The organism is Methylocystis sp. Se48 (assembly GCF_056269425.1).
In genome coordinates this window covers 1,674,073-1,691,002 of the sequence record NZ_CM149850.1, presented here as the reverse complement: position 1 = coordinate 1,691,002, position 16,930 = coordinate 1,674,073, and the positions used below count along the sequence as shown (strand labels likewise).

General features: G+C 63.7%; 20 protein-coding genes and 1 pseudogene. 8 read left to right on the top strand and 13 right to left on the bottom strand.

Annotated features, from left to right (window positions below; genetic code table 11):
- Positions 1-161: 161 nt before the first annotated feature.
- On the top strand, positions 162-536 hold the full coding sequence (gene cpdR, locus ACV959_RS08280) for a cell cycle two-component system response regulator CpdR (protein ID WP_475739398.1): 375 nt from the start codon (positions 162-164) through the stop codon (positions 534-536).
- Between the two features lie 15 nt (positions 537-551).
- Here cpdR and ACV959_RS08275 read toward each other — a convergent pair whose 3' ends face one another.
- Positions 552-1,604, bottom strand: a complete 1,053-nt coding sequence (locus ACV959_RS08275) for a hypothetical protein (protein WP_475739397.1) — start codon at positions 1,602-1,604, stop codon at positions 552-554.
- Between the two features lie 224 nt (positions 1,605-1,828).
- Here ACV959_RS08275 and ACV959_RS08270 point away from each other — a divergent pair, with 224 nt between their 5' ends.
- Both ACV959_RS08270 and rpmE read left to right on the top strand, forming a co-directional pair.
- Entirely contained in the window at positions 1,829-2,908 is a 1,080-nt protein-coding gene (locus ACV959_RS08270; RefSeq protein WP_475739396.1) for a hypothetical protein, read from the top strand.
- A gap of 125 nt (positions 2,909-3,033) precedes the next feature.
- A complete protein-coding gene (rpmE, locus tag ACV959_RS08265; RefSeq protein WP_428384876.1) occupies positions 3,034-3,264 on the top strand; it encodes a 50S ribosomal protein L31 in 231 nt (76 codons plus the stop codon).
- Positions 3,265-3,412: 148 nt separating this feature from the next.
- Here the strand turns inward: rpmE and rcdA are convergent, their stop codons facing one another.
- Together rcdA and ACV959_RS08255 are read right to left on the bottom strand one after the other, a co-directional pair.
- Positions 3,413-3,946, bottom strand: a complete 534-nt coding sequence (gene rcdA / locus ACV959_RS08260; RefSeq protein WP_475739395.1) for a protease adaptor protein RcdA — start codon at positions 3,944-3,946, stop codon at positions 3,413-3,415.
- Positions 3,947-4,423: 477 nt separating this feature from the next.
- On the bottom strand, positions 4,424-4,696 hold the full coding sequence (locus ACV959_RS08255; RefSeq protein ID WP_475739394.1) for a hypothetical protein: 273 nt from the start codon (positions 4,694-4,696) through the stop codon (positions 4,424-4,426).
- A gap of 160 nt (positions 4,697-4,856) precedes the next feature.
- Here ACV959_RS08255 and ACV959_RS08250 point away from each other — a divergent pair, with 160 nt between their 5' ends.
- Positions 4,857-5,648 carry an inositol monophosphatase family protein gene (locus ACV959_RS08250; protein WP_475739393.1) on the top strand — a complete coding sequence of 264 codons (792 nt, stop codon included), beginning with the start codon at positions 4,857-4,859 and terminating at the stop codon, positions 5,646-5,648.
- Positions 5,645-6,151 (top strand): GNAT family N-acetyltransferase, encoded by a 507-nt coding sequence (locus ACV959_RS08245; RefSeq protein WP_475739392.1) that lies wholly within the window; start codon positions 5,645-5,647, stop codon positions 6,149-6,151. The genes ACV959_RS08250 and ACV959_RS08245 overlap by 4 nt, the downstream gene beginning before the upstream one ends.
- 246 nt (positions 6,152-6,397) lie before the next feature.
- On the opposite strand, the pseudogene ACV959_RS08240 reads toward ACV959_RS08245, so the two are convergent.
- The 4 genes and pseudogenes from ACV959_RS08240 to ACV959_RS08225 form a co-directional block, all read right to left on the bottom strand.
- Positions 6,398-6,727, bottom strand: a pseudogene (locus tag ACV959_RS08240) (IS5 family transposase); the annotation flags it as partial.
- 63 nt (positions 6,728-6,790) lie between these two features.
- Positions 6,791-7,612, bottom strand: a complete 822-nt coding sequence (locus tag ACV959_RS08235; RefSeq protein WP_475739391.1) for a class I SAM-dependent methyltransferase — start codon at positions 7,610-7,612, stop codon at positions 6,791-6,793.
- Positions 7,613-7,695: 83 nt separating this feature from the next.
- Positions 7,696-9,117, bottom strand: coding sequence for a pyruvate kinase (gene pyk, locus ACV959_RS08230; protein WP_475739390.1), 1,422 nt, complete (start codon positions 9,115-9,117; stop codon positions 7,696-7,698).
- Positions 9,118-9,165: 48 nt separating this feature from the next.
- Positions 9,166-9,588 (bottom strand): DUF1036 domain-containing protein, encoded by a 423-nt coding sequence (locus ACV959_RS08225; protein WP_475739389.1) that lies wholly within the window; start codon positions 9,586-9,588, stop codon positions 9,166-9,168.
- 192 nt (positions 9,589-9,780) lie between these two features.
- On the opposite strand from ACV959_RS08225, the gene ACV959_RS08220 reads away from it, so the two are divergent.
- A complete protein-coding gene (locus tag ACV959_RS08220) occupies positions 9,781-10,365 on the top strand; it encodes an NAD(P)H-dependent oxidoreductase (protein WP_475739388.1) in 585 nt (194 codons plus the stop codon).
- A 9-nt stretch (positions 10,366-10,374) separates the two neighbouring features.
- On the opposite strand, the gene hemB is transcribed toward ACV959_RS08220, so the two are convergent.
- On the bottom strand, positions 10,375-11,394 hold the full coding sequence (hemB, locus tag ACV959_RS08215) for a porphobilinogen synthase (protein ID WP_475739387.1): 1,020 nt from the start codon (positions 11,392-11,394) through the stop codon (positions 10,375-10,377).
- A gap of 144 nt (positions 11,395-11,538) precedes the next feature.
- Here hemB and ACV959_RS08210 point away from each other — a divergent pair, with 144 nt between their 5' ends.
- Positions 11,539-11,931, top strand: a complete 393-nt coding sequence (locus ACV959_RS08210) for a hypothetical protein (RefSeq protein WP_475739386.1) — start codon at positions 11,539-11,541, stop codon at positions 11,929-11,931.
- 136 nt (positions 11,932-12,067) lie between these two features.
- Here the strand turns inward: ACV959_RS08210 and ACV959_RS08205 are convergent, their stop codons facing one another.
- The 3 genes from ACV959_RS08205 to gatB all read right to left on the bottom strand — a co-directional run bounded on the left by ACV959_RS08205 (position 12,068) and on the right by gatB (position 14,523).
- Positions 12,068-12,400 carry a histone gene (locus tag ACV959_RS08205; RefSeq protein WP_475739385.1) on the bottom strand — a complete coding sequence of 111 codons (333 nt, stop codon included), beginning with the start codon at positions 12,398-12,400 and terminating at the stop codon, positions 12,068-12,070.
- A gap of 247 nt (positions 12,401-12,647) precedes the next feature.
- The gene (locus tag ACV959_RS08200; RefSeq protein WP_475739384.1) at positions 12,648-12,908 is read right to left on the bottom strand and encodes a hypothetical protein; all 261 of its coding nucleotides are present in this window, start codon (positions 12,906-12,908) and stop codon (positions 12,648-12,650) included.
- A 148-nt stretch (positions 12,909-13,056) separates the two neighbouring features.
- Complete coding sequence (gene gatB, locus ACV959_RS08195) at positions 13,057-14,523, bottom strand: Asp-tRNA(Asn)/Glu-tRNA(Gln) amidotransferase subunit GatB (RefSeq protein ID WP_475739382.1); 1,467 nt, start codon at positions 14,521-14,523, stop codon at positions 13,057-13,059.
- 215 nt (positions 14,524-14,738) lie between these two features.
- Here gatB and ACV959_RS08190 point away from each other — a divergent pair, with 215 nt between their 5' ends.
- On the top strand, positions 14,739-15,062 hold the full coding sequence (locus ACV959_RS08190) for a hypothetical protein (protein ID WP_475739381.1): 324 nt from the start codon (positions 14,739-14,741) through the stop codon (positions 15,060-15,062).
- 41 nt (positions 15,063-15,103) lie between these two features.
- Here the strand turns inward: ACV959_RS08190 and ACV959_RS08185 are convergent, their stop codons facing one another.
- Positions 15,104-15,436: a chorismate mutase gene (locus tag ACV959_RS08185; RefSeq protein ID WP_475739380.1), complete on the bottom strand. Its 333-nt coding sequence runs from the start codon at positions 15,434-15,436 to the stop codon at positions 15,104-15,106.
- Positions 15,433-16,920, bottom strand: a complete 1,488-nt coding sequence (gene gatA, locus ACV959_RS08180; protein WP_475739379.1) for an Asp-tRNA(Asn)/Glu-tRNA(Gln) amidotransferase subunit GatA — start codon at positions 16,918-16,920, stop codon at positions 15,433-15,435. The genes ACV959_RS08185 and gatA overlap by 4 nt, the downstream gene beginning before the upstream one ends.
- Positions 16,921-16,930: the final 10 nt, after the last annotated feature.

Sequence of the window (16,930 nt, the reverse complement as noted above, 5' to 3'; positions counted from 1 at the left end):
GGCCCCGAGCGTCTATGGTAGCAGCCACGGCGCCGGAGCGGATTGTCGAAAGCATCGCGGATTGTGACAATATGGCCTTGTAAGTTAACGTGGCGCGGTCAGACTTTCACCTGATATTTACGAAACTCCGGCTCTATGAGGAAAAAGACGCGAGGACTGCCATGAACGAGAGGCCAACGGCGAAAATCTTGCTTGCCGAAGACGATAACGACATGCGGCGCTTTCTGGTCAAGGCGTTGCAGCAGGCGGGCTTTTCCGTGGCCTCCTTCGACAACGGCCTCTCCGCCTACGACCAGCTGCGGGTCGAACCGTTCGAGCTGCTTCTCACAGACATCGTCATGCCCGAGATGGACGGCATCGAGCTCGCCCGCCGCGCGACTGAGCTCGACCCGGACATCAAGGTCATGTTCATCACCGGCTTCGCGGCCGTCGCGCTCAACCCGGACAATCACGCTCCGCGGCAGGCGAAAATCCTCTCCAAGCCGTTCCACCTGCGCGACCTCGTCACCGAGGTTCAGCGCATGCTCGCGGCTTGATCCGCCTTCGCCGCTTCACCACCGCGAAAGAAGGGAATCGAGCGCTCGGCGAAGGATCGGCCTTTTGCGCCGCACGACGATCCCATTGATTTCGAGCGTCTGTTCCCGGAAGGGCGTCGGCGATGGGCCGTCCATCAGCGTGAGATCATAGGGGAGCGCCGCGAGTTCATCCTGCGACGCCGGCATGTCGATGACGATGTCGCGGGCCTCGGGAAGCTCATGCGTGACATAGTGAAGCGTCATGAGATTCGGCACATTCTCCCGCGCGAGCGACTGGGCGTTCTTGCGGATGGCCGCCGTCCCCGCCGTGATCCGATATTCGCCGCTCGCATCGGTCGAGCGCAGCATGAGGGCGACGAGCCGACCCGGAACGCGCCATCGTGCGCCGCCGCCGCGGCCGATCTCCAGAAAAGGGCCGCTGAAAACCGTCGATTTCAGGTCGGTCCGCGCGACGGCGCCCTCGGTTTGCGCTCGCGTCGCGTCGAAATAGGAGAAGGAGAGGCTTCGTCGCCCGCCGCGCGGGACCGGCACGGGCGATTTCAGGCGCTCCCTCACAGCCTCCGCGACCCGCCGCGACGGCTGGGGGCCGATATGGGCGGAGTCGACATAATGGCGCTGAGCGATCCCGCCGAGGATGTCGGTTAACAGCAGGCAATCCGCCGCGCCTCGGGAGAGCGCGATCTTGCGGTAAATCTGATCCATGATGAGGGAGAGTTCCGCTTCCCCCTCCGGCTCGGGCGGTCGCAGGCACAGACACAGGAAGAGAAGCCCGATCCCTTCGCGTGCGCAGAGCGTGATGACGTCCTGGAGGGCGTTTTCGATCAGATCGAGCGTGATATTGCCGCCGAGGAGCCACAAGGAGTCGTTCAACGTATATTCGAAAACGACCACGTCGGGCTTCCTCGCGCCGTCCTGGCGCATTTTCAGCAGCCGCAACAGACCGAAGAGCGAACCGACGGCGCCGAGAAACGCGTTCTCGATACGGCATTCCGGCGCGATCTCGCGCAGGACGGCAGCCCAGCCGGTCTTCGGCCCCGAGTTGGAGCCCCCGAGGATCAAGATGTTCAAATTGACGTCTCCCGGCTCGCGGCGCCGCCCGATCGAGCCCATTCTTATTGCGGACCGCCTCTTTGAACCAGCCTTGCGCCTCAGTCGGGCATCCGCTACAAGGCGTTGAAATTTTTAGCCTCGCGTCAGGCGTGCGCTCGCAGGCGCGCCTCAGCGTTTTCTTCGACGCGCCATCGGGCTATTCCTCCACAATCCTACTACGCGACGTCAGGCGGCCGGCTCGGATGCATTTCATCATAGACGGGGATAACGGCGCCTCGATCAAGGGTTGGCTCGCGCCGGACAATCCTTCCCTCACGCCGACCCTCGTCGCGGTCCTCCCGGAGCTGAACGCCGAAATCGAGGTGACCGCCAACGTCATGCGGGCCGGCATCCGAGACCTTGGCCTCCATGCGACCGGGCTGTGCGGCTTCGACATCAATACGCAACACGTCCCGCAGCTCGCCCAACTCACGGACGTGGAAATCCTCGAGGCGGAAACCCGTCTCCCGATCTACCGCCGGTTTCTCGAAGGCCGGGATATCCCGAAAAAACTGTTCCTGTTCGACTGTTCGATCATACCCCAGCGCCGCATCCTCAATGGAATCAGGAGCCGCTTCGCGCTCAGCTACTTCAATTCGGAGCGCAACGGCCTCGAGACGACCACCGCGATCATCACCAATCCGATCGTCAAGTCGGTCTTCATTTCCGGCAGATCGGTGCTGATGCGCTATGATCAACTCCTCAAGGAGAAGGGTTACCTCCGCGCCGCCCTGCTGCGCGAGCCCCATGAGGAACTTGCGGAGCGCCTCTTCTTTCTCAACTTCCTAGCCAAGGAGGACGCCGCTTCCTCGCTCGCCGCCTATACGAACGGTGTGGCCAGCCTCCTCGACTTCGCCCGCGACTTGCCTTTCAACGACCCGAGGGCGCTGACCCAGGCGTTCCGAACGGCGACCGAGGAGCAGCGGCGAGAGCTGGCGAGCCCCATGACCCGCGTGTTCGGCTGCGACGTCGGCGAAGCGCCCAATCGCGGAAATGTGTCGATCGCCCTCGAAAATCTCGCGGCGCTCGACGTCGTCGGGACGCGGGAAAGATACGGGGTTTTCAAGGAAATGCTCGCCGGCGTCGCCGGCGCCGACGTGTTGGGCGACGAAGATCCGGCCGTTTTCGAAAGCGTGCGGACATTCGCCGGCGTTCTGTCCCGCATCGGGCTCGTGAACGACATCCTCGCAGAGGATCTCGCGCTCTACTCCTTTGTCGAAGAAGCGATCTCGGAGGGCCTCAGGAACCCCGAGGGGGTCATTCAGCGCGACACCCTCGGCTGACGACCTTGCCGAATGCGGCGCGTTGCGCTAAGAGCGCAGCCAAATTCGTCAGATTCAACGGGCCGCCCCGCGCCGAAAGGCGTTCCGGGGTCTTGGCTGTTCAGATCACAGGAAGGATGCGTTCGATGAAAAAGGAAATCCACCCCGATTACCACACGATCAAGGTCGTCATGACCGACGGCACGGAATATATGACGCGCTCGACCTGGGGGAAAGAAGGGGACACGATGAACCTCGACATCGACCCCAAGACGCATCCGGCCTGGACTGGCGGCTCGACCCAGCTTCTCGACCGCGGCGGCCGTCTCTCGCGGTTCAATTCGCGTTTCGGCAATCTCAGCTTCGGCAAGAAGTAAGCTCGACCGCGTCAACGACTTTCTCGAACGCCGGGACGCCTTCCGTCCCGGCGTTTTTCTTTTGCCAGCCTCCGGCGGCCAAAAAAATGACGGCGGCGAGGAAAGCTCCCCGCCGCCGCTCCGCCGACCGACATGAAGAAATCGGCGTTTATTGCGCGAAGGCGTCGCGCAGCTTGGCCAGTTGCGCCTCCACCGGACTTACGGGCGCGGGCTGCGCCGGCGCGCTCTCGGTGGTGGCGTAGATCAGGTGATCCAGATGAATAATGCGCGCCTGCAGGCGCAGCGAATGGAGCGCCAGCTCCCGCAGCTTTTGCGGCAAGCGCTGGAACATGTCCGGCGCCGAGGCGAGTTCCTGCTGATGCAGCTTGACGCGATGACGATCGCTCGCGGCCTGGGCCCGGGTGAGTTCGCCCTGATTGACCGCGCGTTGCAACAGAAGCCATGAGGCGATTTGCATGAGACGCGTCGTCAGCCGCATGCTTTCCGCCGCATAGGCGAGCGCTTCGGCGCGGGGCAGATCCTTGGCTTCTTCGCGCCCGGCGCCGTCGAGATAGGCGGCCGCCTCTTCGACGAGCCCCATCCCCTCCTTGAACATCGCCCCGAACGCCTCGGAACCCGCGAGCTTTTCCACGAAAGAGACGGGCTGGCTCGGCTCGCCCCGATGATCACTAACGCGCCCCATGTCACGCTCACGCCGCTGTCCGGGTCTGGTTGATCCCGGCGATCTCGATACACAGAGACCTTAGCGCAATTGAACGCACCCCGCGCGCTTAGGCGTTTTTTAACCTTAACGCCAAGGATGAGCGGGGGCGCGCAAAAAAGAGAGCCGCAAAAGCGGCTCTCGAGGCAATGACAGGGAGGCATCAAGGACGAGTGGAGAAGAAGGCCACTCGGATCCGCATCGCGGATGTTTCGAGGCTGCGCGCCATTCGTTAAGATAAAGTTAACGCGCGCAATTTTCTGCAACGTCGGATGAAGCTTCGCCGTGGCGCTCCCGCGCCAGGCGTCGAACCATGACGGAGGCCCCCGGCCCTTCGTTCTGCTGCGTCCCCTGCCCGGCGGCCCCTGTTGGGCGCCTCGCCCGCGACGCGCCAGAGCTGGACGAGGCGCCGCGCTGGACACGACGCAGGGCGGCGAAAATTAAACGCCTCAGTGGTTCTTAAAGAGGCTTCGCGACTGCGGCGGCGATCGGATTATCAGATTGCGCGCGATCGTTGAGCCGCGGAAATTGCGCGAGAACGAGACATAAGGCGACGAGAAACAACGCGCGGATCAGCTGCCCGGAGTCGATCCTGGAGAACTTCGGAACCGCGGGCGGCGGCGGCGGTCGATGAGCCGGCTGCTCCTCGGCGAGCGCGCGCCGATAGGCGTCGATTAGGGCTCTCGGACGGTTTGACGCCGTCGCTGCGAAATCGAGGTCGATGTTCGCCATGGTGCGCTCCTACGCTGTGACAGCGTAAAAATTGAGCGAAGACATTTCTTTTTGGTAAAGCTTCGTCTTTCGTCCGGCGCTCCGCGCTTTTGCTTGACGGGCGGGCGCACGGCAGGCATTTGAACCCCTCCCCCGATCCCGCTCCCCGAGGCGTTCGCCGATGATTCGTTCCGCGTTGATGAATGTGATGACCGCCGCCGCGATCAAGGCGGGACGCGGATTGAAGCGCGACTTCGGCGAAGTGGAAAATCTCCAGGTCTCGGTGAAAGGCCCCGGCGATTTCGTAACCGCCGCGGACAAGCGCGCGGAGAAAATCCTGTTCGAGGAGTTGTCGAAAGCCCGCCCAGGTTACGGCTTCATCATGGAAGAAGGCGGCGCGATCGAGGGCGCGGACAAGACGCACACCTGGCACATCGACCCGCTCGACGGCACCTCGAACTTCCTGCACGGGCTCCCGGTCTTCGCGGTTTCGATCGCGCTGGAGCGGGAAGGCCAGCTTGTCGCCGGCCTCGTCTACAACCCCGCGACCGACGAAATGTTCGTCGCAGAGAAGGGCCAGGGCGCCTATTTCAACAATCGCCGGATGCGCGTCGCCGCGCGCCGCACGCTCGCCGACTCGATGGTGGCCTGCGGCATTCCGCCCCTCGCCCGCGCCCGGGACCATGAGTCGTTCAAGCGCGAACTCTCCGCCGGCATGGCCAAGATCGGCAACATCCGCCGCATGGGCGCCGCCGCCATCGACCTCGCGTTGGTGGCCTGCGGCCGCTTCGACGGCTATTGGGAACGCGGCATCAATTCGTGGGACGTCGCGGCGGGCGTCGTGCTCGTGCGCGAGGCCGGAGGCTTCGTGACGGACCTCTCCGGCGGCGGCGACATGCTGACAAAGGGCGAGATCTGCGCCGGCAACGAGTCGGTTCACCGCCAGCTTCTCGATGTGATGAGGAAAGCGTGAGCGCTCTCGCCAGCCAGGCTTCCGCCGCCGCCTCGCGCGCAGACGCGTCCTCACAAATTCGCCGGCGGGAGGATGCGGACTTGCCGCAAATGCTCGATCTATGGGTCGAGACATGGCGCGCGACCTATCCGGACATCGACTTCGACGCGCGTCGCGGCTGGCTCACGAAACAGATCGCGACGCTCGAGGCGGATGGCGCAATCACGCTCTGCCTCTTCGCCGGCCATCCGCCGGCGCTCGCCGGCTTCGTGTCAATCGACCCGAAGACCGGCTGGCTCGACCAGATTTGTGTCGGACCCGCCTACTACGGCCAAGGCTGCGCGGAGGCGCTGATGGCGGCGGCGCGCGCGGCGTCTCCGGGATTCATCCGGCTGGACGTGAACGCGGACAATCATCGCGCCATCCGTTTTTACGAGCGCGGCGGCTTTACGCAAATCGGGCGCGGCGCCAACACGCTCTCGGGCCGCGCGACGGTCATGATGGAATGGCGCGCGCAGGAATAATGCGCGGCCGCGCTTCCATTGTCCGGCGAAGCGGGCCATATAGGGGCTATCGGGTTTCGGCCGAAAGAACTTGCTCTCACGTCTCGAGACGCGTCGGCGACTGACATTCTTCCCAAACTGATCCACCCCCACTGAACTGGTCCACCTTGAGGTATGTCTTCGGACGAGAGAAGGAGGACCGAAATGGCGAGAAAGCGACCGACGCCCGAAGAGATCGTAGCAAAGCTATGGCTTGATTTTGCGCCCCCCTTTTCTGGCGCCGCTCGCCGAGCGATGCGCCTTGACCGCCGAACTGTCGATCATGGTGAGCGCTGGCGGGTCGCCGCTTGCGACGAGCGCCGAGAATATTCGTTGCCACAGGCTCCGCTGGCTCCAGCGATTGTATCGGTTGAAGACCGTGGTATACGGCCCATACTCGTCGGGAAGCGCGCGCCATCGGCAGCCCTCGCGCAGCCGATGGACGATGCCGCTGATGACGCGGCGATCGTCCTGGCGCTTGGGCCCGGTGTGGACCATCGGAAGATGCGGCGCAATCGCCGCCCATTGCTCGTCGCTGAGCCAAAAATTGTCTGCCATGAATCAAGTCCTCCTGACGAGCTTGAATTACGGCGCGACGTTCAGTTCAATCAGGTACAGACCCTAGAGCGGCTCCCAGGGGGGACTTATTTGGATGCCGTTTTCCTTTGCACGTAATTTGACATCCAGGAATATGTTGTATCCTAGAACCTCCACATGTTCCGCGACCCTTTTCAGGGTCGGGTTCAAGTCGACATTCCGGTCTGCCTCCCGAACGGCAAAGCGATGCCGGGACGTGTCAAAGTCCGGCGTCGGCCGAGCGAAATACTCCTTGAGCTCGCCCAACGTAAACTCTTTCCAGTGATGCCCATACGTTCCACAATTCATGATATGCTCAACAGTGATGCCGTAGCCCTTCCCGAACATCAGACGATTGAAATTCATCTGCAAGGTTCTCAAGTAAAAAGCATTCGGTGTAGTAACAATAATGCGCCCGCCTGGACGAAGAACTCTGTAGACCGCTTTCCAAAATGGAATTGGATTGAACGCGAGATGTTCGATAATTTCACAAAAAAGTACAAGATCTACACTATTGTCAGCAATTTGTTCAAAATTTTGCGCCTTATCAAGCCTAGGTGACAGAATAAGTTGGGCATCCATCGCCTTGGCTGCCGCGAGGACGACGGGCCTTGTTAGCGTGGGAGACGCATCCAAACATATAAGCTTGTGGCCCAGACGGGCGTAGAAGAAGGCATTATGCAGCCAATGCGCCCCAATATCCAGCACCGTCAACTTCGAATCAGCCGCGACGGGTTCCAGCGCGAAGTCTCGCGTCTGAACGAACCGAGCATGGTGGTTCTTGAGGTAATTGTAGTCGGTGCCGCCCTTGCTTTTAAACCACTCCTGAACTTCTTCTAAGCTATCGCCGCTGGAAAGAATATCCATGATAATCTCACTCCTTCTGTGCCGGGACGGCGCGCAGTCGTCCGGAGCATTTAGCGCGTGGGGATGACAAAGTTCGTCTTTCCCTACTCCCCCACATGCGCGATGCGGATCATATTCGTGGCGCCGGGGGAGCCGAAGGGCATGCCGGCGACGATGATCACGCGGTCGCCATCCTCGCCGAAGCCCTCGCTTTTCGAGTATTCGCAGGCGCGCTTCACCATATCTTCGATGTCCACGGCGTCGCGCGTCTCCAGCGCATGCACGCCCCAGACCAGCGCGAGCCGGCGCGCCGTGTCGCGCTTGGGGGTCAGCGCCAGAATGGGCGACTGCGGACGCTCGCGGGCGATGCGCAGCGCCGTCGAGCCGGACGAGGTCCAGGCGCAGATGGCTTTGGAATGCAAAGTCTGCGCGACGTCGCGCGCCGCGACGGCGATGGCGTCGGCGGAGGTAGGATTGGGCAATTCGCCGCGCTGGGCGTTGATGATGGAGCGGAACACCGCGTCTGTCTCCACTTCCTCCGCGATGCGGCTCATGGTGGCCACTGCGTCCTGCGGATATTGCCCGGCCGCGCTCTCCGCCGAGAGCATCACGGCGTCGGCGCCCTCGAACACCGCCGTCGCGACGTCCGAGACTTCCGCGCGCGTCGGCAAAGGCGAAAGAATCATGGACTCGAGCATCTGGGTCGCGATCACCACCGGCTTGCCCAGGCGCCGCGCCGAGCGGTTGATGCGCTTTTGCAGCCCCGGCACGCGTTCCAGCGGCACTTCGACGCCGAGATCGCCGCGCGCGACCATCAGCGCATCGGAAACCTCGATCACCTCGTCGAGCCGGTGGATCGCCTGCGGCTTCTCGATCTTGGCCATCACAAGGGCGCGGCCCTTGGTGATCTGCTTGACCTCGATCACGTCCTCGGGACGCTGGACGAAGGAGATCGCCACCCAGTCCACGCCTTCCTTCAGCGCCGCGTCGAGATCGGCGCGATCCTTGGAGGTCATGGAGGTGATGGGGATTTCGGTGTCGGGCAGGCTCACGCCCTTGCGGTTCGAGAGGCGGCCCGCGACGTCCACGACAGCGTGGGCGCGCTCGGGCGTCGTTTCCACCACATGCAGCCGGACGCGGCCGTCGTCGATGAGAATCGTGTCGCCGACCTTGAGCGCGGCGAGAATTTCAGGATGCGGCAGCCGCACGCGGGTCACGTCGCCGGGCGTCGGGTCCGAATCGAAAACGAAGACGTCGCCCTTGCGCAGATGGATCGACCCTTCCTCGAAGGCGCCGATGCGCAGCTTGGGCCCCTGAAGGTCGCAGAGGATGCCGATCGCGCGCGACATCTCGGCCTCGATCTCGCGAATGATGCGCACATAATTGGCGAGCGCCGCGTGATCCGTGTGGCTCATGTTGATGCGGAATACGTCGGCGCCCGCGCGCACGAGCCCAGCGATGATCGCCTTGTCGACTGTCGCCGGTCCGAGCGTGGCGATGATCTTGGTCCGCCTGAGCCTTCTCATGTCCGTTCCAAATCCTGTTCCTTGCGGCCGCGCGAGCGCGGCTGGATGTCACTGGGGGGGCGCCGCGTTGGGGTCGGTGAGTTGCACCGTCCAGCTCTTGGCGTCGCGCCCCGTGTCGATCTCGAAAAAGCCGGTGCGCTCATATCCCCGCGCGAAGCAGTCCTCGCGTCCGTCGATTCGGAATTCGCGGTCTCGCGTGCACATGAAGGCCTTTCCCTTCCACTCGCCGCCGCGCTCGTCCATCGCATACACATAATAGAACTGCGCGGCGAGCGGGCCGCGCAGCAGGGTCTCGCAGGCGGCGGGCCGCAGATTCCACCAGCCCTCGGAGAGCCAGTTCTTCCCGTCCGTATAGGCGATGGCGACGCTTACCCGCGTGGTCGTATTGTTGCAGAGGCGGAAGTCGGCGCGCGCAGGCGCCGACAGGGCCAGACCCGTCAGGACGGCGGGAATGAAAAGGCGTCGAATCATCTTCTTGGCGAAGCTGGAAGGGGCGACCGACGAGCGCGCCGGAGCGTCGCCGTCAAACGACAGGCAAACCACGGGCGCGCAGGTTTGGCAACCCCGGCATGGGGCAAAACGTCCCGGACCGCTGGCCGTGGTTGCAGCGGAGGCGCGCCGCGCCCAGAATGGGGCGCGGCTACGCCAGGGAGATCGAGAGCAATGCCGAAACGCATCGCCATTGTGCAGGGGCATCCGGACCGGGCGCCGGAACGGCTTTGCAGGGCGCTGGCCGAGTCCTATGCGCGCGGGGCCGCCAGCGCGGGTCACGAGGTGCGGACCATCGACGTCGCGGCGCTCGATTTCCCGCTTCTGCGCAGCCAGGACGACTTCGAACGCGGCGTTGCCGCGCCCGCCATCAAAGAAGCGCAGGAGATACTCCTCTGGGCCAACCATTGGGTCGTTATCTACCCTCTGTGGCTCGGCGACGCGCCCGCGCTTTTCAAAGCCTTCGTCGAACAGACTTTCAGGCCGGGCTTCGCGCTGCGCTATCGCGCCGGCAAGCTCCCCGAGGGGCTGCTCACGGGGAAATCCGCGCGCGTCGTGGTGACGATGGGGATGCCCGCCTTCATCTATCGCTTCTACTTCTTCGCGCACGGGCTTCGAAATCTGAAGCGCAACGTGTTGAACTACGCGGGCGTCGCGCCGGTGCGAGAGACCTTGATCGGTTCGGCGAAAAACATGGAGCGCGCTACGGCCGAGAAATGGCTGGCGGCGGCCGAAAGTCTCGGCCGCGCCGGAAGTTGACCGCGGCGGCTACGCCTGCTCGCGCAACAGCGCCGCCGCGCGCGGCGCAAAATAGGTGAGCACGCCAGCTGCGCCCGCGCGCTTGAACGCGAGCAGGCTTTCCATCATCGCACGCTCCTCGTCGAGCCAGCCGTTGCGCGCTGCCGCCATGATCATCGCGTATTCGCCCGACACCTGATAGGCGAAGGTCGGCGCGTGGAACGTCTCCGCGATACGGCTGACAATGTCGAGATAAGGCATGCCGGGCTTCACCATCACCATGTCGGCGCCCTGCTCCAGATCGAGTTCGACTTCGCGCAGCGCTTCATCCCTGTTCGCAGGATCCATTTGATAGGTGCGCTTGTCTCCGCGCAGCGTCTTGTTGGTGCCGATCGCGTCGCGGAACGGGCCGTAAAAGGCCGAGGCGTATTTCGCGGCGTAGCTCATGATCTGCACATTGTGGAAACCTTCGGCGTCCAGCGCCGCGCGAATGGCGCCCACGCGCCCATCCATCATGTCGGACGGCGCGATGATGTCCGAGCCGGCGCGCGCTTGCGTCACCGCCTGCCGCGTCAGCACGGCCACCGTCTCGTCGTTGACGATCTCGTCGCCGACGAGCAGACCGTCGTGACCATGGCTCGTGTAGGGATCGAGGGCGACGTCGGTGATGACGCCGATGTCGGGCGCGGCCCCCTTGATGGCGCGGCAGGCGCGGCACACCAGATTTTCGGGGTCCAGCGCAACGCTCGCTTTTTCGTCTCGCAGCGTCGGATCGGTGTTGGGGAACAGCGCAACGGCCGGAACGCCGAGCGCCGTCGCTTGCGCGACCGCCTCCGTCGCAAGATCGATCGACTGCCGATAGACTCCCGGCATGGAAGCGACAGGTTCGCGCCTTCCTTCCCCTTCGATCAGAAAGATCGGCCAGATCAGATCCGAGACGTCGAGCGACGTTTCGCGCACAAGTCGCCGCGACCAGTCGCTCTTGCGATTGCGCCTCGGTCTTTGGACGAGATTGAGCCGCGTCGACGCGGAAATGGCAGTGTCCGACATGATCGCCTCCATTGGCGCGGACGCTTAGCACGCGTGCCGGGGCCGTCAATCGCCCGCTCTTTCGCTCCGCCGCGCCGGGACGTTATAAGATCCCGCTTCAAACATAGGGCGTTTCAGTCGCGCTTGCGCGAGGAAAGACGAAAAATGACCGCCGCGCGCAAATGCTCCACGCAGTTCGGAACCGTCGCGCTCGTTTCCCTGGGATTTTTTCTTGCGTCGGCGGCGCCGTCCGCGGCTCAGCCGTCGGCCGTTAAAGCGCCGCGGAACGCCCGGCCCAGCGACGTCGCCGCGCCGAAAAAGCTGGCGCCCGACAAGCCGCCGCCGACGCCTTCCGTGGGAGCGCCGACGCCTGTGAGCGCGCCCCGCAAATTCCCGCCCCTGCCGCCCCTCGACACGTCTTTGCCGCCGCCCTCGCTGCCGCGTGCGCCGCGTGAAAAGATGCGGGCCTGCGCGGAGGAATGGGAAAAAATGAAACGCGCGACGAAAACGGGCCTGCCGATGTGGCGCGATTTCGCTACGGGTTGTCTGACGCGCTGAGGCGCGGAGCGCGTCCAGTCCCGGAAACGACTTCGCCCGAGGCGCGCTTCGCAAGCGCTTCCTCGGGCAATCGATTTTGCAAAAGGGCGCATTGGTCGCGTGAGCTTTCGATCACGTACGACGCAGGCTCCTCGCTTCAGACGCCCTCGGTCGGGGCGGGCTCCGGCGCAACCTTCTCTCGGACCTTTCGCGGCGCGCGCTTTTTGGCGGCCGCCTTCTTGATGGCCGTCTTCCTGGTCGTGCGCTTCTTCGTCGCGACCTTCTTGGTCGCGCCGCGCTTCTTCGTCGCTACCTTGCGGACAGCCTTGCGAGCGGTCTTCTTTGCGGCGGTCTTGCGCGTTGTCTTTTTCGCGGCCGTTTTCTTCGTAGCGCGCTTCTTGGTCGCCGCTTTCTTTGTCGCGGTTTTGCGCGCGCCCTTCTTCGCCGCCGCCTTCTTGGCCGGCTTACGCTTCGTTGTAGCTCTCGCCATAATAAGTCCCCTTGATCCGAATTGCCGGAGCTATGGTCGACCGACAATACGCGCAAATAGCGTAACGTGGTTAATCGCGGGTTCAAGTGGCGTTGTGCGAGATGTAAGCGCTGCAACGCGCGACGGGTCGTTTCAAACCTTTGTCGACATCATAGAGCAGCGCATTCGACGCGGCGTCGATGCGTCACGCAAATGCTTCCACGCATGATCTTCGCGAGGCTTTTTATTGTCGCAACGGCGCGTCTGGCTACGCGTAAAATTCGCGACGACGAGCGGCGACGACGACGATGCGCAAACGCCCCCATGCGCGCCGCTGCATTTCAATCGCTTGTTTTTCTTTAGGATACGAAACGTTTCGAGGAGCTTCGACGAAGCCGCGCGCGATCTGCGCGAGAGCGCCGTCGATGCGCGGGCGCGGAATGACTCGCCTCGCAAACGAGGCATCGCGATGGTCGCTCGACGAGTTTGAGCACGATCGCCGGATCGGATCGGCGCCGGGATCGCTCATACAATGTCCCGCGCGCGACATGCTCAAAAAAAATTGTGCGCGACTCGCTTCGCGTCGCAAAAAAATATCGCGCCGGCGTGCGCGACGATCAAAAAATCGCGCAACGCGCCGGCGCCGGTGATTCGCTTCAGCTGGAAAAGGGCGTCCGTCAGATGCCCAATTTCTGTTTCAGCAGTTCATTCACGGTCTGCGGATTCGCCTTGCCGCCGGTCTGCTTCATGACCTGACCGACGAACCAGCCAAGCATCGTCGGCTTCGCCTTCGCCTGCTCCGCCTTGTCCGGATTGGCGGCGATAACGGCGACGACCGCGGCTTCGATCGCACCCGTATCCGTCACCTGCTTCATGCCGCGCGTCTCGACGATCTCTTTCGGATCGCCGCCTTCGGTCCAGACGATCTCGAAGAGATCCTTGGCGAGCTTGCCCGAGATGACGTTGCTGGAAATGAGGTCGATGATCGCGCCGAGCGCCTGCGCCGAGACGGGAGAGCGCGTGACGTCGAGGCCTTCCTTGTTGAGCCGGCCGAAGAGTTCGTTGATGACCCAGTTCGCGGCAAGCTTCGCGTCGCGGCCTTTTGCCGTCTCCTCGAAGAAGTCAGCGCTCGCCTTCTCCATCACCAGCACGCCGGCGTCATAGGGCGACAGCCCGTATTGCTCGATAAAGCGGGCGCGTTTGGCGTCCGGCAGTTCCGGCAGCTCCGCCTTCAGCGCGTCGACATAGGCCTGGTCGAATTCGAGCGGCAGCAGATCAGGATCCGGGAAATAGCGGTAGTCGTGCGCCTCCTCCTTGGAGCGCATGGAACGCGTTTCGCCCTTGCCGGGATCGAAGAGGCGCGTCTCCTGATCGATCTTGCCGCCATCTTCCAGAATGCCGATCTGCCGGCGAGCCTCGACGTCGATCGCCTGGCCGATGAAGCGGATCGAATTGACGTTCTTGATCTCGCAGCGCGTGCCGAGCGGCGCGCCGGGCCGTCGCACGGAAACGTTGACGTCGGCGCGTAGCGAGCCCTGCTCCATGTTGCCGTCGCAGGAGCCGATGTAGCGCAGCAGCGCCCGCAGCTTGGCGACATAGGCGCGCGCCTCTTCCGCCGAACGCATGTCCGGCTTGGAGACGATCTCCATCAGCGCGACGCCGCTGCGATTGAGGTCGACGTGGCTTTCGCCCGGCGAGAGGTCGTGCAGCGACTTGCCGGCGTCCTGCTCCAGATGCAGACGCTCGATGCCGACCGTGATGCGTTCCGTCGGCGACACGTCGACGATCACCTGACCCTCGCCGACGATCGGGTGTTTGTACTGCGAGATCTGATAACCCTGCGGAAGATCTGGGTAGAAGTAATTCTTGCGGTCGAAGATCGAGCGCAGATTGATCTGCGCCTGCAGCCCGAGGCCTGTGCGGATCGCCTGCTTGACGCATTCCTCGTTGATGACCGGCAGCATCCCCGGCATCGCAGCGTCGACGAGCGAAACGTGATCGTTGGGGGCGCCGCCGTATTCGGCGGACGCGCCGGAGAAGAGCTTGGCTTGCGACGTCACTTGCGCGTGGATTTCCATGCCGATGACGACTTCCCAGTCGCCGGTCGCGCCTTTGATGAATTTGGAGGGATGCGCTGTCGTCATGGATTGGCCCGTGTTGACGCGGCGGCTTGGCCGCCCGATGTTGTGCTACGGGCCTTATAAACCAGAAGCCGCAGATCGCGGAAAGCGTCCAGACGCGTTCCGAACCGATGCGGAGCCAACTTCTCCTGCGGCCCAGGAACGCGTAATGAGCGGCGCGGAGGGCGCGGCGGCCTTCCGGATGCAGAAAACCGATCGAGTGGGGACAGGCGGCAAGAATGGACGGCGACAAACTGGAAAGGGCGCGGCGGCGCAATCTTATAGCGCGCATGCGCGACGCGCCGCGTCACGTCAGCATTCCTGTCGGTGTCGGCCTCATCATCGGCGGAACGATCCTGGCGCCCCTGCCCGTTTTCGGCCTGTGGATGGCGCCGATCGGGCTGGCGATCCTCGCCCCGCACTCCCGCCGCGCCCGACGGCTGTCGCGGCGCCTTCACTGGTGGTCTTTGAAGTTCTTGCGCTGGTCGATCCAGAACGGCTTCGTGCGCGTGAAACAGACGGAGCGCAAAGGCGCCGCGGACACGCCGTCTGGCAAGGCCTGACAGACCCGCCCGGCCCCAGCCGCGCAACGCCCGGCGGCGCTCTATTCGCCCTTCGGCGCCCTCTCGCCCATCAGGCGTTCTTCATAATGGATCGACCACTCGATGGTTGTCGTCCACAAATTCATGGCGAGTTCGACCGACAAGCCCTCGCGCCGGGCGGCGCCGAGCACGCGCGCCAGCACCTCGTCGACGCGCTCCGGCACGCGCGCCGGGATGCCCAGCGCAGGCTTTACTTTCGCGGCGCGCTCGATCTGACGCTGACGTTTGGCGAGCAACGCGACCAATTCGTCGTCGAGTTCGTCGATGGCCCGGCGAACGTCGGCCATTTCATCCTGCATCGCCTTCAGGTCGGGGTCGGATGCGGCCTTGTTCATCGACGCCACCAGGGTTGCGGGAACTCGATCGTCGGCGCCGCCTGCTCGATGGCCGCCGCGAGCGAGAACAGCGTCTCTTCGTCGAAGGGCCGACCGATGAGTTGCAAGCCGAGCGGAAGGCCGTTGGCGGCAAGCCCGCCAGGCACGGCGACGCCCGGCAGGCCGGCCATGTTCACGGTCACCGTGAAAACGTCGTTGAGATACATTTCGACGGGATCGGTCGAACCCTGCTCGCCTTGCGCAAAGGCGGTCGAGGGCGTCGCGGGCGTGAGCACGGCGTCGACGCCGGCCGCGAAGACCTCGTCGAAATCGCGCTTGATGAGACTGCGAATTTTTTGCGCCCGGACGTAATAGGCGTCGTAATAGCCGGCGGATAGCACATAGGTGCCGATCATGATGCGGCGACGCACCTCGGGGCCGAAGCCTTTGGCGCGCGTTTTTTCATACATTTCGATGATGTCGCGCCCGGGCTCGCGCATGCCGTAGCGGACGCCGTCGTAGCGCGCGAGATTGGAAGACGCTTCCGCGGGCGCGATGATGTAATAGGTCGGCAGCGCATATTTCGTGTGGGGCAGCGAAATCTCGATGATTTCGGCGCCGGCGTCCTTCAGCCAGGCTACGCCCTGATCCCACAGCGCCGCGATGTCCGGCGAGAGTCCGTCGAGCCGGTATTCCCTGGGGACGCCAATGCGGCGGCCCTTCACGGAGGCGCCGACGGCGGCTTCGTAATCCGGCACGGGCGCGTCGACGCTCGTCGTATCTTTCGGATCGTGTCCCGCCATCGAGCGCAACATGATCGCCGCGTCGCGCACGGTGCGCGTGATCGGCCCCGCCTGATCGAGCGAGGACGCGAAAGCGACGATGCCCCAGCGCGAGCAGCGGCCATATGTCGGCTTGATGCCGACGGTTCCCGTGAAGGCGGCAGGCTGGCGAATGGACCCGCCCGTGTCCGTCGCCGTGGCGCCGAGACAGAGATGCGCGGCGACGGCCGCGGAAGACCCGCCGGACGATCCGCCCGGGACGATCTTCGCGTCAGGATCGCCCTTGCGTCGCCACGGCGAAACGACGGGACCGAAGGCGCTCGTTTCGTTCGACGAGCCCATCGCGAATTCATCGAGATTGAGCTTGCCGAGCGTCACCGCGCCGTCGCGCAGGAGATTGGCGGAGACCGTCGACTCGTAGGTCGGCGTGAAATTGCCGAGAATGCGGCTCGCGGCGGTGGTGCGCACGCCTTTGGAGCAATAGAGGTCCTTGATGCCAAGCGGCAGACCCTCCAGCGGGCCGCCCTCTCCGCGCGCGAGTTTCGCGTCGCTGGCCTGCGCCTGCGCGAGCGCCAGCTCCGGCGTCTCGGTGATGAAGCAGTTCAAAACCCGCGCGCTCTCCATCGCGTCGAGATGCGCTCTGGTCAGTTCGACAGCCGAGGTTTTCTTCGTCTTCAGCGCGTCGCGCGCATCGGCGAGGGAGAGATGCGTCAGATCGGACATCGAGTCTCTT

Bases quoted from the DNA above. Each gene is read 5' to 3' on its own strand.
- cpdR (WP_475739398.1), top strand. From the start codon at position 162: ATGAACGAGAGGCCAACGGCGAAAATCTTGCTTGCCGAAGACGATAAC.
- ACV959_RS08270 (WP_475739396.1), top strand. From the start codon at position 1,829: ATGCATTTCATCATAGACGGGGATAACGGCGCCTCGATCAAGGGTTGG.
- rpmE (WP_428384876.1), top strand. From the start codon at position 3,034: ATGAAAAAGGAAATCCACCCCGATTACCACACGATCAAGGTCGTCATG.
- rcdA (WP_475739395.1), bottom strand. From the start codon at position 3,946: ATGGGGCGCGTTAGTGATCATCGGGGCGAGCCGAGCCAGCCCGTCTCT.
- ACV959_RS08255 (WP_475739394.1), bottom strand. From the start codon at position 4,696: ATGGCGAACATCGACCTCGATTTCGCAGCGACGGCGTCAAACCGTCCG.
- ACV959_RS08250 (WP_475739393.1), top strand. From the start codon at position 4,857: ATGATTCGTTCCGCGTTGATGAATGTGATGACCGCCGCCGCGATCAAG.
- ACV959_RS08235 (WP_475739391.1), bottom strand. From the start codon at position 7,612: ATGGATATTCTTTCCAGCGGCGATAGCTTAGAAGAAGTTCAGGAGTGG.
- pyk (WP_475739390.1), bottom strand. From the start codon at position 9,117: ATGAGAAGGCTCAGGCGGACCAAGATCATCGCCACGCTCGGACCGGCG.
- ACV959_RS08225 (WP_475739389.1), bottom strand. From the start codon at position 9,588: ATGATTCGACGCCTTTTCATTCCCGCCGTCCTGACGGGTCTGGCCCTG.
- ACV959_RS08220 (WP_475739388.1), top strand. From the start codon at position 9,781: ATGCCGAAACGCATCGCCATTGTGCAGGGGCATCCGGACCGGGCGCCG.
- hemB (WP_475739387.1), bottom strand. From the start codon at position 11,394: ATGTCGGACACTGCCATTTCCGCGTCGACGCGGCTCAATCTCGTCCAA.
- ACV959_RS08210 (WP_475739386.1), top strand. From the start codon at position 11,539: ATGACCGCCGCGCGCAAATGCTCCACGCAGTTCGGAACCGTCGCGCTC.
- ACV959_RS08205 (WP_475739385.1), bottom strand. From the start codon at position 12,400: ATGGCGAGAGCTACAACGAAGCGTAAGCCGGCCAAGAAGGCGGCGGCG.
- ACV959_RS08200 (WP_475739384.1), bottom strand. From the start codon at position 12,908: ATGAGCGATCCCGGCGCCGATCCGATCCGGCGATCGTGCTCAAACTCG.
- gatB (WP_475739382.1), bottom strand. From the start codon at position 14,523: ATGACGACAGCGCATCCCTCCAAATTCATCAAAGGCGCGACCGGCGAC.
- ACV959_RS08190 (WP_475739381.1), top strand. From the start codon at position 14,739: ATGGACGGCGACAAACTGGAAAGGGCGCGGCGGCGCAATCTTATAGCG.
- ACV959_RS08185 (WP_475739380.1), bottom strand. From the start codon at position 15,436: ATGAACAAGGCCGCATCCGACCCCGACCTGAAGGCGATGCAGGATGAA.
- gatA (WP_475739379.1), bottom strand. From the start codon at position 16,920: ATGTCCGATCTGACGCATCTCTCCCTCGCCGATGCGCGCGACGCGCTG.